Here is a 13907-nt window from a genome sequence, read left to right as displayed (position 1 = left end):
GGATGACTCGTCACATGATCGGTGTGCGCGGCGGCTGACGCCTGGTCACGGCGCACCGCGAGTGCTCTCCGTTCCCCAGTCCCCCGTTTCCCGCGTTCCCCCCGCACGAGAACTCCCCAGGGAGAGGTATGCCGAAGAAGAGGTATGTCGGATGACGGCCCCGGCCCCCACACCCCAGGCCTCCGGCCGTGTCTCCCAGTCGGCCTTCGACGGCTCCAGACTCCGGGTCATCCTGCTGCTCGACATCCACGACGGAGCCCAGCAGGAGTTCCTCGACGCCTACGAGCACATGCGCAACCAGGTGGCGTCCGTACCCGGCCACCTGAGCGACCAGCTCTGCCAGTCCATCGAGAACCCGTCCCAGTGGCTCATCACCAGCGAGTGGGAGAGCGCACCGCCCTTCCTCGCCTGGGTCAACAGCGAGGAGCACCTGGAGACGGTCAGACCGCTGCACAGCTGCGTCCGGGACACCCGGTCGCTGCGCTTCAGCGTCCTGCGGGAGACCTTCGGCGGCGGCGCCGGAGCGGTCGCCCCGGCCGGGAACGGCCTGCAGAGCGCGCCCCGGCTGGGCGACGGCGTGGTGCGCCACGCCCTGACCTTCACCGTCAGGCCCGGCAGCGAGTCCAAGGTCGCCGAGATCCTCGCCGGCTACGAATCCCCCGAGGCACGGGTGGACGACACCACCCGGCTGTGCCGCACCTCCCTGTTCATGCACGGCAACCGGGTCGTACGCGCCATCGAGGTGCGCGGCGACCTGCTCGCCGCGCTGCGCCACGTCGCCCGCCAGCCCGAGGTGCGCGCGGTGGAGGAGGCCCTCAACCCCCATCTTGAGCAGGACCGCGACCTCGACGACCCGCAGTCCGCGCGGGCGTTCTTCACCCGGGCCGCGCTGCCCGCCGTACACCACGTGGCGTCCTGCGGGCCGCGGTCGCCGCGGGTGCGGCGGCACGCGCTGTACTACCCGGCCAGGCCGGGCCGCGGCATGGACCTGGCACGGCTGCTGTCCCGGCAGGACGAGATCGCCGCGGACGACCCGCACGGCCCGGTCCGCGCCGCCACCGTCTTCCAGCGCGACGACGTCGTCGTCCGGCTGGTCGAGGTGGAGGGCGAGCCGGACGCCGCCCCCGCCCGGGTCCTCGGCCTGGAGGAACCCGGGAGCGCCGCCGAGGCGGCCCGTCTGCTGGACACCGAGGCACTCGGACTCGACGGCCCCCCGGCCGGCGAGCGCGACCTCCTGCGCCTGCTGTCGCACGCCGGGATGCGGCTGGTCACCGACCGCACCGCACCCGGCTCCTGACCCCGTCGGCCGCTCCGCCGGCCGGTACACCCGCGCAACACCGCCCCCTCCACGGAGTGACCGACCATGACCAAGCAGTTCCCACGCATCGTCGACCTCGGCGAGATCGAGCCCAACCGCAGGCGCGGAGGCGATCTGCGCGCCATGCTCACGCCCACGACCGTGGGCTCCACCAGCGGTTTCATGGGGCTGGCCATCGTGCGGCCCGGCGACCGCATCGGCGAGCACTACCACCCGTACTCCGAGGAGTTCGTGTACGTCGTCAGCGGCTCCCTCGAAGTGGACCTGGACGGGGAGCCCCACCCGCTCTCCCCCGACCAGGGGCTGATGATCCCCGCGTACATGCGCCACCGGTTCCGCAACGTCGGGGACACCGAGGCCCGCCTCGTCTTCCACCTCGGGCCGCTGGCCCCCCGGCCCGAACTCGGCCACGTCGACACCGAGGAGACCTCCCCCGCCAGGGCGGCCGGCGACCGGGCGGCGCAGCCCACCGGAGCGTCCTCGTGACGCGACGCGTGGCCGTCACCGGCCTGGGCGTGGTGGCGCCGGGCGGGATCGGCGCGGAGGCCTTCTGGGACCTCCTGGCGAACGGCCGCACCGCGACCCGGGGCATCACCCTCTTCGATCCCGCGGGCCTGCGCTCGCGGATCGCCGCGGAGTGCGACTTCGACCCCCTCGCACACGGTCTGACGGTGGAGCAGACCGAACGCTGCGACCGCTACGTGCAGTTCGCGCTGGTCGCCGCGGCGGAGGCGGTCCGCGACGCCGGTCTGGAGACGGATCGGGAGGACCCCTGGCGCCTGGGCGTGAGCCTGGGCACCGCGGTCGGCGGCACCACCCGCCTGGAGCACGACTACGTCTTGGTCAGCGAGCGCGGTTCGCGCTGGGACGTCGACCACCGGCGGGCCGGCCCGCATCTGCACCGCGCGTTCTCGCCCAGCACGCTCGCCTCGGCGGTCGCCGAGGAGTTCGGCGCCCGCGGCCCGGTGCAGACCGTCTCCACCGGCTGCACCTCCGGGCTGGACGCCGTCGGGTACGCCTTCCACGCCGTCGGGGAGGGCCGCATGGACGTCTGCCTCGCCGGTGCGGCGGACTCCCCGATCTCGCCGATCAGCATGGCCTGCTTCGACGCCATCAAGGCCACCTCCCCGAACAACGACGACCCCGCCCACGCGTCCCGGCCGTTCGACGCCGACCGCGACGGCTTCGTCATGGGAGAGGGCGGCGCGGTGCTGGTGCTGGAGGAACTGGAGCACGCCCGGGCCCGCGGCGCGCGCGTGTACTGCGAGATCGCCGGCTACGCCACCTACGGCAACGCCTACCACATGACCGGGCTGACCGGTGAGGGCCTGGAGATGGCGCGGGCCATCGACACCGCGCTGGACCACGCCCGCCTGGACGGCACGGACGTCGACTACGTCAACGCGCACGGCTCGGGCACCCGGCAGAACGACCGCCACGAGACCGCCGCGGTCAAACGGTCCCTGGGCGCCCACGCCTACGGCACGCCCATGAGTTCGATCAAGTCCATGGTGGGCCACTCGCTCGGCGCCATCGGCTCCATCGAGGTCGCCGCCTGCGTCCTGGCCCTGGAACGCCAGGTGGTGCCGCCCACCGCGAACTACGAGACCCCGGATCCCGAGTGCGACCTGGACTACGTGCCGCGCGCGGCACGTGAGCGCAGGCTGCGGAACGTGCTGTCGGTGGGCAGCGGCTTCGGCGGCTTCCAGTCCGCGGTGGTGCTCAGCGGGCCGGGCGGGAGGACACCATGAACCCGGTAGGCGCCCGGCGCGCGGTCGTCACCGGCATCGGAGTCGTGGCGCCGGGCGGGATCGGCGCGGAGGCCTTCTGGAAGTCGGCCGCCGAGGGCCACACCCTCCTGGACCGCGTCACCCGGGAGGGCTGCGGTCATCTGCCGCTGAAGGTCGCGGGGGAGGTCCGCGGCTTCGACCCGGCCGCCTTGATCGAGGGCAGCCACCTCGTCCAGACCGACCGGTTCACGCACTTCGCGATGGCGGCCGCATCGCTCGCCCTGGAGGACGCCCGGTTCGGCCGTGCCGACGTCGGCTCGCCGTACTCGGTCGGCGTGGTCACCGCCGCCGGCTCCGGCGGCGGCGAGTTCGGTCAGCGTGAGCTGCAGAAGCTGTGGGGGCGGGGATCCCGCCACGTCGGCCCGTACCAGTCCATCGCCTGGTTCTACGCGGCCAGCACCGGCCAGATCTCCATTCGCGGCGGTTTCAAGGGGCCCTGCGGTGTGGTGGCCGCCGACGAGCCGGGCGGTCTGGACGCCCTGGCGCACGCCGCCCGCGCCGTGGCGCGCGGCGCCGGCACCGTCGTCGCCGGTGCGGCCGAGGCGCCGCTGGCCCCGTACTCGATGGTCTGCCAGCTGGGCTACCCCGAGCTCAGCACCGAGGGCGACCCCGGGCGCGCCTACCTCCCCTTCACCGCCGGTGCCCGCGGCTTCGTGCCCGCCGAGGGCGGGGCGATGCTCGTGCTGGAGGAGGAGGGCGCGGCCCTCGACCGGGGGGCCGAGCCCCGGGCGACGGTGGCCGGCCACGCGGCCACCTTCACCGGGACGTCCCGCCGGGAGGAGTCCCGTGAGGGGCTGGCCCGGGCGATCGGCGCCGCGCTGGCGGAGGCCGGCTGCGCGCCCGGGGAGGTGGACGTCGTGTTCGCCGACGCCCTCGGTACGCCCGAGGCGGACCGGGCCGAGGCCCTGGCGATCACCGATGCCCTGGGCCCGCACGGCCGGCGCGTACCCGTCACCGCGCCGAAGGCGGGCACCGGCCGCGCCTACTGCGGGGCTCCCGTGCTGGATGCCGCGGCGGCCGTGCTCGCCATGGAGCACGGCCTGGTGCCCCCCACCCCCAACGTCTTCGACGTCTGCCACGACCTGGACCTGGTGACCGGGCGGGCGCGCTCCGCGGAGCTGCGCACCGCCCTGGTCCTCAGCCGGGGCCTGATGGGCTCGAACGCGGCGCTCGTGCTGCGGCGCGGCGCCGAACCCCCCACCGACCGAAGGAGTGCATCCGCATGACCGACCAGATGACGGGCCAGGTGACCGTCGAGGAACTGGCCGCGCTGATGAAGCAGACGGCGGGCGTCGCCGTGGACCCCGATGACCTGCGGCAGCGGGCCGGTTCCGGTTTCGACGCCTTCGGCCTCGACTCGCTCGGGCTGCTGGGCGTCGTGGGCGAGCTGGAGAAGCGCTACGGCAGGGACATGCCGGAGCGGGCCGAGCAGTGCAGGACCCCCCGCGAGTTCCTCGGCTTCGTCAACGGCGTCCTGACGGCGGAGGCGTGAGATGGCCGGGCACACCGAGAACGAGATCGTCATCGCCGCGCCCCTGGACCTGGTCTGGGACATGACCAACGACATCGAGAACTGGCCGCGGCTGTTCAGCGAGTACGCCTCCGTCGAGATCCTCTCGCGCGACGGCGACACCACCACCTTCCGCCTGACCATGCACCCGGACGAGAACGGCACGGTGTGGAGCTGGGTGTCGGAGCGGACCGCCGACCGCGACGCCCTCACCGTGCGGGCCCGCCGCGTGGAGACCGGCCCCTTCCAGTACATGGACATCCGCTGGGAGTACGCGCAGCTCCCCGAGGGCGTGCGGATGCGCTGGACGCAGGACTTCGCGATGAAGCCCGACGCCCCGGTCGACGACACCTGGATGACGCGGAACATCAACCGCAACTCCCGCGTCCAGATGGCGCTCATCCGGGACCGGATCGAGCAGCGCGCCCGGCAGGCCGGCGAGCCCGCGGCGATGGCCGACTGAGAAGGGACCCCTCCGTGCACCACACCCTGATCGTCGCCCGGATGGAACCGGGGGCGGCGCCGGACATCGCGAAGGTGTTCGCCGAATCCGACCGCGGCGAGCTGCCGCACCTGGTCGGCGTCGCCCGGCGCAGCCTCTTCCAGTTCGGCGACGTGTACATGCACCTCATCGAGAGCGAGCGGGATCCCGGACCGGCCATCGCCCGGGCCGTGGACCACCCGGAGTTCCGTGCCGTCAGCGAGCGGCTGACGGCGTACGTCCGGCCGTACGACCCCCAGACCTGGCGCGGTCCGAAGGACGCCATGGCGCGGTGCTTCTACCGCTGGGAGCGCGAGGGCGCGCCCCTGCCGCCGCGCTGACGGGCCCTTCCCACCACAAGAATCGAGGCGGTGCATGACAACCGTGACAACCGTTGGAACCGCTCCCCCGCCGCCCATGCGGCTGCGGGAGCTGGCGTTCGGGGCGGCGTGCGCAGCCGCCGTGCGCGCGGCCGCCCGGCTGGGCGTGGCCGACGCCCTGGGGGATCGCCCGATGAGCGCCGAGGAGCTGGCGGCGGAGGTGAAGACGGAGCCGCGCCCCCTGCGGCGGCTGCTGCGCGCCCTGTCCTGCCACGGCGTGTTCGCCGAGGACGAGCACGGGAGGTTCGCGCACACCGGCGTGTCGCGGCTGCTGCGCGAGGACGACCCGAACAGCATGCGGGACGTGGTGCTGTGGTGCACCGAGCCCTGGACCTGGGACGCGTGGCCGCTGCTGGACGAGGCGGTGCGCTCCGGCCGCAGCGTCGTCCCGGATCTGTACGGCAAGGACTTCTTCGCCTACCTGCACCAGGACGCGCCCGAGTCCGCCCATGTCTTCAACCGGGCGATGACGCGTTCCAGCGAGCAGTCCGCCCGGGACGTCGCGGCCTTCCTCGACCTGTCGGAGGCGGAGTCCGTCGTCGACGTCGGGGGCGGCCAGGGGCATGTGCTGGCGAGCCTGCTGGAGCGCTACCCCGGGATGCGGGGCACCCTGCTCGACCTGCCGCCGGTGGTGGCCAACGCCGACCCGCGGCTGCGGGAGGGCGGGGCGCTCGCGGACCGGGCGCGCATCGTGCCCGGCGACTGCCGCACCGCCGTCCCGGCCGGCGCGGATGTGTACATCGTCAAGAACATCCTGGAGTGGGACGACGACAGCACCCGCAGGACACTGCAGAACATCATCGCCGCGGCGCGGCCCGGAGCCCGGGTCGTGGTCATCGAGAACCTCGTCGACGACACGCCCTCGATGCGGTTCACCACCGCGATGGACCTGCTGCTACTCCTCAACGTCGGAGGCGCCAAGCACACCGGGCGCAGCATGACCGAGCGGCTGACCGGGGCCGGTCTGGCCATCGGTTCCGTCCGCCCGGTCAACCCGTATCTGCACGCCTTCGAATGCACCGTCCCCGGAGACGGGCCGGCCCGCGCCGCCGGGGCGTGACGGCCCGGTGCCGCCGCCCGTTGCGGGCCGACCGGGGGCGGTGAGGTACGCGGCGCGGGCCGGCGGGCGAGCCGGCCCGCGCCGCGTACCGGTCCGTCCCCGCCGTGACGGGGCCGGGTGGGCGGGCGAACGGTCCGGTACGGGAGGGCGGGGAGGACCGGGAGGGCGAGGGCGGGCCGGGCCCGGCGGGTGTCAGGGGGCGATCTCCAGCCCGCCGCACTCCTCGGGGAACATCGCGGCCACGCGCCGCAGGGAGTGCGGCGGGCGGTGCAGGACCAGCCTCCGGCCCCGCCCGCGCTCGGCGCCGGCGGCCGCGGCCAGCGCCGCGACGGCCGCGGTGTCCAGGAAGTCGGCGCCGGACAGGTCCAGGTGCACCGCCGGCCCGGGCAGCCGCGCCAGGGCGGCCAGGGCCGTCTCCAGGACGGCCCTGGTGTCGGCGTCGGCTCCGCCGCGCAGCCCGAAACCCGTCCGGCCGGCCAGGGGCGTGACGCCCAGCGGCGGCTCGGCGCGGGCCCCGGGGCGGCCGCCGGGGAAGAGCCGCCGGATGTGGGCGGCGGTCAGCAGGGCCGCGGTGTCCTCGGGCACCGCCCTACGGTCGTACAGGCACAGCGCGGTCAGCGGCAGCCGCGCGAACACCTCGTGGTTCAGCCGCAGTTCGTACTCCAGCAGACGGTCCGCCCCCGGTACGCCCCGCGCGCACCAGGCCATCTCGCCGACCGCGTACACGCCCGCGTACCCCTTCCGGATCGCGGTGGCGCACTCCTGCTCCCAGGCCCGCGCCATCCGGTCCGGGTCGAACGGCGGCCGCCGCAGGTAGGAGTCCTCGGCCCGGCGGACGACGAGCCCGCCGCGTTCGGCCGCCGCGGACGCGTCGACGCCGTTGCGGCCGAGCCGTTCCACCACGGCCGCCGGTGCCGCGGTGTCGGCGAAGTACACCACCCGCCGCCCGGCGGCCAGGCCCTCGCGGACGAACTCCGCCGCGCTGCGCGCCCACTGCCTCTCCCCCGCGTAGGCGCAGCACATGTGCCGCTCCCACTCGGGGGACGGCTTCGGACCGACACCCGTCAAGGACATCCGCTCCGCTCCAGGGCCGTCTGATCGCCGCATCCGCACAAGCCTGTTCGAGGCCACCACCGTATCTCCCCCGGCCGGGCGGCAGTACCACGCCCGTCCCTCCGGCCGCGGCCGGAGGGACGGGGGAGATCACAGGGACGCCCGCCGGGGTGTCCGCCGCGGGCGACGGGGTATCCGGCGGACCGGTCGACCACTTTTCGCGTCCTGTCCGTCCCGTTTCCTTCGAGGAGTCCGCATGCCGTCCGCCACCTCCGACGTCGTCGAACTGATCCTGCGCGACCACCGCAGGATGGAGGACCTCTTCCGCACGATGCGCAACGCCGAGGCCGACCGGGCCGGTGCGCTGGGCGAGTTCGCCGCCCTGCTGGTCGCCCACTCCCTGGCCGAGGAGGAGAAGGTCTACCCGGCCCTGCGTCGCTACAAGGACGTCGACGACGACGACGTCGAGCACAGCGTGCACGAGCACCGCGAGGCCAACGAGGCGCTGCTCGCCCTGCTGGAGGTGGAGGACACCTCCTCGGAGGAGTGGGACGAGAAGCTGGAGGCGCTCGTCACCGCCGTCAACCACCACGCGGACGAGGAGGAGCGCACCCTGCTCAACGACGCCCGCGAGAACGTCGCCGACAGCCGGCGCGCCCAGCTCGGGGAGGCCTTCGCGAAGGCGCGTGCCGAGCACCTGGAAGCCGGCTGCGGAAGCGTCGGGCACGTCCGCGAGATCGTGGCCTCCAGCGGCGGCTGACCACCCGGCCCGTGACCGCCCGTCCCGTGACCGCCCGGCACGGGGCGGGCGGTCACGGGCCGGAGGCCACGGGCCCGGCGGCCGCAGCCGGCCGTCCCCCGCCGTGGACGTCGTCGAAGACCGCCCTGCGTTCGGTGGGGGCCTGGTTGAGGACCCACAGGCCGGCCAGGACGGCCAGCACGAAGACGACGGTCACCAGGACCGCCAGGACCAGCCGGCGTCTGCGCTCCCTGCGGAGCCAGCCGCCGCGGGCGGCGCGGTAGGCGTCGGGCGCCGCGTGGACGCCGCCCGCCAGGGTCTCCAGCGCCTCCCGGAGCCTTTCCTCGGTGCCGGGGGCGCCCGGGGTGCCGGGGGTGCGGGGGGCGTTCATCTGCGGGCCTCCATCGCCTGGGTCAGGGCCGCGATGCCGCGCGAGGTGTGGGTCTTGACCGAACCGGCCGAGATCCCCATGGCCGCGGCGATCTCGCTCTCCTTCAGTCCCAGCCAGTGGCGCAGGACGAGGGCCTCGCGCTGCCGGGTGGGAAGCCGCTGGAGCGCGTCGATCAGCACCCGCTGGTCGTCGCGGAGGAGCGCCGAGTTCTCGGCGGAGGCGACCGGCTCGGACGGCGGCGGCTCCATGTGCCTGCGGACCACCTGGAGGTGGCGTATGCGCATCCGGGTCAGATTGCAGACCACCGACCGCAGGTAGGCCTCCGCGGAACCGGGTTCGCGGAGTTTCCTCCACTTCCGGTAGATCTGGTAGTAGGCCTCGGCCACGATGTTCTCGGGATCGTCGGCGCCCAGCAGCGTGGCCAGCCGCAGCATCGGCGTGTAGTGCAGGCTGAAGAGGCGGGCCACCTCCGCCTCGCGCTCCGGCTCCAGCCCCTCGGCGGCAGCTCGCTGCGGGGGGACCACCGGGGCGGGCGGCAGAACGGCGGCGCGGGCGTCCCGGCCGAGCCGGTCGCGGATGGGTCTCATGAGGTGCTCGCTCCCGTCTCGGGACGGTGTCTGAGTGCCATGCGGGGCGGGAGTGTGGTGGTGTCCGGGCCGCGTGGGACCCCGGCACGCTCCAGGACGAGGGTCGCGGCCACCGCGACGGCCAGGTTCGGCAGCAGGGCGGCGAGTCCGGCGTAGACCTCCAGGCCGGCCGGACCGAAGGGCACCACCGGGGAGAAGCCCTCCCGTACGACCATGAAGGTGCCGACAGCCATCCCGGTGGCCCAGCCCGCGAGCAGCGCACGGTGGTGCAGGCGGCGGGTGAAGAGCCCGGCCACCACCGCGGGGAAGATCTGCAGGATCCACACGCCGCCGAGCAGTTGCAGGTTCACCGCGTCCTGGTCGCGCAGGCCGAGCACGAAGGCGACCGCCCCGGCCTTGGCAGTGAGCGAGACCACCCTGGCGACTCTGACCTGGTGCTTGGGGGTGGCCGTGGGGTGGAAGTACTCGACGTACACGTTGCGCACGAAGGAGGTCGCGGCCGCGATCGACATAACGGCGGCGGGCACCATCGCCCCCACCGCCAGCGCCCCGAAGACCAGTCCGGCAAGCGGTCCCGGCATCAGCCGGTCGACCAGCATGGGGACCGCGGCCTCCGCACCGCCGCGCGGGGTGCGCACCCCGTAGGCCAGGGCGGCGATGCCCAGCAGCCCGAACAGGCCGAGCACCGCCGTCCACAGCGGCAGGGCGGAGGAGACCCGGCGCAGCACACCGGTGCCGGAGGCCGCGAAACCCGCGGTGAGCACGTGCGGGTACATCAGCAGGGCCAGTGCCGAGCCGAGCGCGAGGGTGGCGAAGGCCGACTGCTGCCCCGGGGCGAGGACGAGCGGGGCGCCCTCCGCACCCCGCTCGGTGAGGGTGCGTCCGGCCGCGTCGAACATGGCGCCGGGACCGCCCAGGTGGTCCAGGACGAGCCAGAAGGTGGCCAGGACCGAGCCGAAGACGGCCACGCCCTTGAGGGCGGAGATCACGGTGGGCGCTCTCAGGCCGTGCCGGTAGGTGGCCACCGCCAGCCCCGCGAACAGTGCGGCCATCGCCAGGTCCCCGGTGACCGCGTCCGGGTACAGGCCGCCCGCGGTGAGCACCGCGCGGATCCCCAGCAGTTGGAGGGCCAGGTAGGGCATGGTCGCGAGGATGCCGGTGAGGGCGACCGCCAGGGCCAGCGGCGGCGAACCGTAGCGCCCGCGGACGAAGTCGGCGACGGTGACGTAACCGTGGCGGCGGGCCACGGACCACAGCCGGGGCAGCAGGACGAACGCCAGCGGGCAGACGATCACGGTGTAGGGGAGCGCGAAGAAGGCGGTGGCCCCGTTGCCGTAGGCCAGTCCGGGCACGGCGGTGAAGGTGTAGGCGGTGAAGACCGTGCCGCCCAGCAGCAGCCAGGTCCACACGGTGCCCAGGCTCCGGTCCGCCAGTGCCCAGCCCTCCAGCGACGGCAGGCGGTCGCCGGCGTGGAGGCGGCGGGCGGTGGCTGCCAGGAGCGACGCTCCGCCGATGACGGCGAGGAACGCCGTGGCCATGGCGCCGTCGGCCATCGATCACCGTCCTTGGGGTGCGCGGGTCCCTCGCTCGCCGGTTGCCCGGCCTGTTTCTTCCATCGACAGGGAGACCAGGGAAAAGGGAAATCCGCCGTAAACCCGTTGTCAACCCGATCGCGGTGACCGGCAACTCTTGCACAGACCACAGGAGCCGGCCGACCCCGCGGCCCGTGGCCTCGTACCGCTGTCCACCGGGGCGACCAGTCAGGCAAGGAGCCGCCATGCCATCACCCGCCGTGCCGACCGAACCGAAGACCGGGTCGGGGATCGGACCAAGATCGATCCTGCTGTGGACCGCCGTCGCCCTTCTCGGCGCGGTCGGCTGGGGCATGATGGCCCTGGCCCGGGGCGAGGAGATCTCCGCGATCTGGCTGGTGGTCGCCGCTCTGGGCTCGTACGCCATCGCCTACCGCTTCTACTCCCGCTTCATCGCCCGGCGCGTCCTCCAGCCCGACGACAGCCGTGCCACCCCGGCCGAGCGGCTGGAGGACGGCGTCGACTACCACCCCACCGACCGCCGTGTGCTGTTCGGCCACCACTTCGCCGCCATCGCGGGAGCCGGGCCGCTGGTCGGCCCGGTGCTGGCGGCCCAGATGGGTTATCTGCCGAGCACCATCTGGATCGTCGTCGGCGTGATCTTCGCCGGGGCGGTCCAGGACATGGTGGTGCTGTTCCTCTCCATGCGCCGGGACGGCAAGAGCCTGGGCCAGATGGCGCGCGACGAGATCGGCAAGGTGGGCGGCGCCGCGGCGCTCATAGGCGTCTTCGCCATCATGATCATCCTGCTGAGCGTGCTCGCGCTGGTCGTGGTCAACGCCCTGGCCCACTCCCCGTGGGGCACCTTCTCGGTCGCCATGACCATCCCCATCGCCCTGTTCATGGGTTTCTACCTGCGCTACCTGCGGCCGGGCCGGGTCGTGGAGACCAGCGCCATCGGAGTGGCCCTGCTGCTGCTGGCGATCCTCGGCGGCGGCTGGATCCAGGACTCGTCGCTGGCCGACACCTTCACCTGGAGCCCCACGACCCTGGTGTTCTGCCTGATCGCCTACGGCTTCGTCGCCTCGGTGCTGCCGGTGTGGATGCTGCTGGCACCCCGTGACTACCTGTCCACCTTCATGAAGGTGGGCACCATCGTGCTGCTGGCGGTCGGCGTGCTGGTCGCCGCGCCGACGCTGAAGACCGACGCGGTGACCCCCTTCGCCTCCTCGGGCGAAGGCCCGGTCTTCGCCGGTTCGCTGTTCCCCTTCCTGTTCATCACCATCGCCTGCGGCGCCCTCTCCGGCTTCCACGCCCTGGTGGCCTCCGGCACCACGCCGAAGCTGATCCAGAAGGAGTCGCAGGTCCGGATGATCGGCTACGGCTCCATGCTGATGGAGTCCTTCGTGGCCGTCATGGCACTGGTCGCCGCCTGCGTCATCGACCCCGGCCTGTACTACGCGATGAACGCCCCGGCGGGCATGCTGGGCACCACCGTGGAGAGCGCCTCCCAGGCGGTGGCGAACCTGGGCTTCAGCATCACCCCCGACCAGCTGGCCGCGGCGGCCAAGGCGGTCGAGGAGGAGACCCTGATCGCGCGCACCGGCGGCGCGCCCACCCTGGCCGTCGGTATGGCGGAGATCTTCTCCCAGGTGTTCGGCGGCGCCGGGATGAAGGCGTTCTGGTACCACTTCGCGATCATGTTCGAGGCGCTGTTCATCCTCACCACGGTGGACGCGGGCACCCGGGTCGGCCGCTTCATGCTCCAGGACATGCTGGGCAACGTCTGGAAGCCCATCGGCCGGGTCACCTGGAAGCCGGGCATCTGGATCACCAGCGCCCTCGTCGTCGGCGCCTGGGGCTACTTCCTCTACGTCGGTGTCACCGACCCGCTCGGCGGGATCAACCAGCTCTTCCCGCTGTTCGGCATCGCCAACCAGCTGCTCGCCGCGATCGCCCTCACCCTCGCCACCACCCTGCTGATCAAGGCAGGGAAACTGCGCTGGGCCTGGGTGACCGGCGTGCCGCTGGCGTGGGACGTGGCGGTCACCTTCACCGCGGGCTGGCAGAAGATCTTCTCCGACGACCCGAAGGTGGGCTTCTTCGCCAACCGCGAGCGCTTCTCCGAGGCCATCGACGCCGGCCAGGTACTGGCTCCGGCCAAGAACATGGACGAGATGCACACGGTGGTGCTCAACCAGACCGTCGACGGCGTGATCATGGCCCTGTTCCTGGTGCTGGTCGCCACGGTGATCGTCAACGCGGCCGTGGTGTGCGTACGCGCCGTGCGGTCCGCGGAACCGCTGCCGACCACCGAGGCGCCCTACGTCGAGTCCCGGATCGAGGTCCCGGCGTCGTGGTCGTCGGACAGGGCGAAGGAGGGGGAGAAGGAGCCGGTGGGAGCGGGCGAGCGATGACGGGCGCACTGCTCGACAGGGCGGCCCGGCTGCTGCGGGGAGTCCGCTGGTACCTGCGCGAGTTCTCCGGCGAGGCGGACTACGAGCGCTTCCGCCTCCGGCACCTGCGCGAGCACCCGGGCGAGCCGGTCCCCTCCTGGCGCGACTACGAACGGCAGCGCGCCCGGCACCGGGAGGAGCACCCGCAGAGCCGCTGCTGCTGACCTCCGCGCCGCCCCCGGCCGCGCGGCAGGGGGCGGCGCGGCGCCCGCCCGGATACTGGTCCGTACGGCCCCTCCCGCACCGGGCGGGAGGGGCCGTACGGCCAGGAGGTGGTGCGGTGTCGTGGCGTACGGCGGCGAAGTCGCTCACCCCCGCGCAGCGGCGGGCGGTCATGGCGTCCGATCCCGCGACGGGGGAGCTGGCGGGGAGTGCGGCGACGGGTGCCGCCCTGCGGGACAGGGGCCTGGCCGTGGCGTACGGCCGGGCGGGCAGGTACTACCTGACCGAGGCGGGGCGGGCGGTGCGCGAGGAGTTGCGCGAGGAGTCCCGTGGGCCGGAGCCGGGTGTTCCGGAGCCGGCCCCCGGCCGGGCCGGGGCGGCGGCTGCGCCTCCGGAGCCCGCTCCGGCCGGGCCGGCCGGGCCGGAGGTTCCCCCCCAGGGTGCCGTC

Annotated in this window: 15 protein-coding genes and 1 pseudogene; 12 read left to right on the top strand and 4 right to left on the bottom strand. The window is 73.6% G+C overall.

Annotation, left to right across the window (positions count from 1 at the left end):
* Positions 1–151: 151 nt before the first annotated feature.
* From ACLIYP_RS17060 to ACLIYP_RS17025, 8 genes are all read left to right on the top strand, one after another.
* Positions 152–1297: a SchA/CurD-like domain-containing protein gene (locus ACLIYP_RS17060; RefSeq protein WP_412713991.1), complete on the top strand. Its 1146-nt coding sequence runs from the start codon at positions 152–154 to the stop codon at positions 1295–1297.
* A 66-nt stretch (positions 1298–1363) separates the two neighbouring features.
* A complete protein-coding gene (locus ACLIYP_RS17055) occupies positions 1364–1804 on the top strand; it encodes a cupin domain-containing protein (RefSeq protein ID WP_412713990.1) in 441 nt (146 codons plus the stop codon).
* On the top strand, positions 1801–3069 hold the full coding sequence (locus ACLIYP_RS17050; RefSeq protein ID WP_412713989.1) for a beta-ketoacyl-[acyl-carrier-protein] synthase family protein: 1269 nt from the start codon (positions 1801–1803) through the stop codon (positions 3067–3069). Before ACLIYP_RS17055 ends, ACLIYP_RS17050 begins: the two co-directional genes overlap by 4 nt.
* Positions 3066–4334: a beta-ketoacyl synthase N-terminal-like domain-containing protein gene (locus ACLIYP_RS17045; RefSeq protein WP_412713988.1), complete on the top strand. Its 1269-nt coding sequence runs from the start codon at positions 3066–3068 to the stop codon at positions 4332–4334. The genes ACLIYP_RS17050 and ACLIYP_RS17045 overlap by 4 nt, the downstream gene beginning before the upstream one ends.
* Entirely contained in the window at positions 4331–4600 is a 270-nt protein-coding gene (locus ACLIYP_RS17040) for an acyl carrier protein (protein ID WP_410534852.1), read from the top strand. The genes ACLIYP_RS17045 and ACLIYP_RS17040 overlap by 4 nt, the downstream gene beginning before the upstream one ends.
* Before the next feature lies 1 nt (position 4601).
* Complete coding sequence (locus ACLIYP_RS17035; RefSeq protein WP_412713987.1) at positions 4602–5081, top strand: SRPBCC family protein; 480 nt, start codon at positions 4602–4604, stop codon at positions 5079–5081.
* 14 nt (positions 5082–5095) lie between these two features.
* Positions 5096–5440: a TcmI family type II polyketide cyclase gene (locus ACLIYP_RS17030; RefSeq protein ID WP_412713986.1), complete on the top strand. Its 345-nt coding sequence runs from the start codon at positions 5096–5098 to the stop codon at positions 5438–5440.
* 43 nt (positions 5441–5483) lie between these two features.
* Entirely contained in the window at positions 5484–6539 is a 1056-nt protein-coding gene (locus ACLIYP_RS17025) for a methyltransferase (RefSeq protein ID WP_412714009.1), read from the top strand.
* A 192-nt stretch (positions 6540–6731) separates the two neighbouring features.
* Here ACLIYP_RS17025 and ACLIYP_RS17020 read toward each other — a convergent pair whose 3' ends face one another.
* Positions 6732–7613, bottom strand: coding sequence for an MEDS domain-containing protein (locus ACLIYP_RS17020; RefSeq protein WP_412713985.1), 882 nt, complete (start codon positions 7611–7613; stop codon positions 6732–6734).
* A gap of 235 nt (positions 7614–7848) precedes the next feature.
* Between ACLIYP_RS17020 and ACLIYP_RS17015 the strand changes: the two genes are divergently transcribed.
* Entirely contained in the window at positions 7849–8352 is a 504-nt protein-coding gene (locus ACLIYP_RS17015) for a hemerythrin domain-containing protein (RefSeq protein WP_412713984.1), read from the top strand.
* A 52-nt stretch (positions 8353–8404) separates the two neighbouring features.
* Here ACLIYP_RS17015 and ACLIYP_RS17010 read toward each other — a convergent pair whose 3' ends face one another.
* From ACLIYP_RS17010 to ACLIYP_RS17000, 3 genes are read right to left on the bottom strand one after another with little or no spacing between them, the layout of a single operon-like run.
* On the bottom strand, positions 8405–8722 hold the full coding sequence (locus tag ACLIYP_RS17010) for a hypothetical protein (protein WP_412713983.1): 318 nt from the start codon (positions 8720–8722) through the stop codon (positions 8405–8407).
* Positions 8719–9309 (bottom strand): sigma-70 family RNA polymerase sigma factor, encoded by a 591-nt coding sequence (locus ACLIYP_RS17005; protein WP_412713982.1) that lies wholly within the window; start codon positions 9307–9309, stop codon positions 8719–8721. Before ACLIYP_RS17005 ends, ACLIYP_RS17010 begins: the two co-directional genes overlap by 4 nt.
* Complete coding sequence (locus ACLIYP_RS17000; RefSeq protein ID WP_412713981.1) at positions 9306–10862, bottom strand: sodium:solute symporter family protein; 1557 nt, start codon at positions 10860–10862, stop codon at positions 9306–9308. The genes ACLIYP_RS17005 and ACLIYP_RS17000 overlap by 4 nt, the downstream gene beginning before the upstream one ends.
* A 224-nt stretch (positions 10863–11086) precedes the next feature.
* On the opposite strand from ACLIYP_RS17000, the gene ACLIYP_RS16995 reads away from it, so the two are divergent.
* The 3 genes and pseudogenes from ACLIYP_RS16995 to ACLIYP_RS16985 all read left to right on the top strand — a co-directional run.
* Complete coding sequence (locus ACLIYP_RS16995; protein ID WP_412713980.1) at positions 11087–13258, top strand: carbon starvation CstA family protein; 2172 nt, start codon at positions 11087–11089, stop codon at positions 13256–13258.
* Positions 13255–13461, top strand: a complete 207-nt coding sequence (locus tag ACLIYP_RS16990; protein WP_093658121.1) for a YbdD/YjiX family protein — start codon at positions 13255–13257, stop codon at positions 13459–13461. The genes ACLIYP_RS16995 and ACLIYP_RS16990 overlap by 4 nt, the downstream gene beginning before the upstream one ends.
* Positions 13462–13577: 116 nt before the next feature.
* Positions 13578–13907, top strand: a pseudogene (locus ACLIYP_RS16985) (hypothetical protein); the annotation flags it as partial.

This window comes from Streptomyces nanhaiensis (assembly GCF_046614825.1).
Classification (GTDB): Bacteria; Actinomycetota; Actinomycetes; order Streptomycetales; family Streptomycetaceae; genus Streptomyces; species Streptomyces radiopugnans.
The sequence above is the reverse complement of the archived record's forward strand: the minus strand, read 5'-3'. Positions and strand labels throughout refer to the sequence as shown.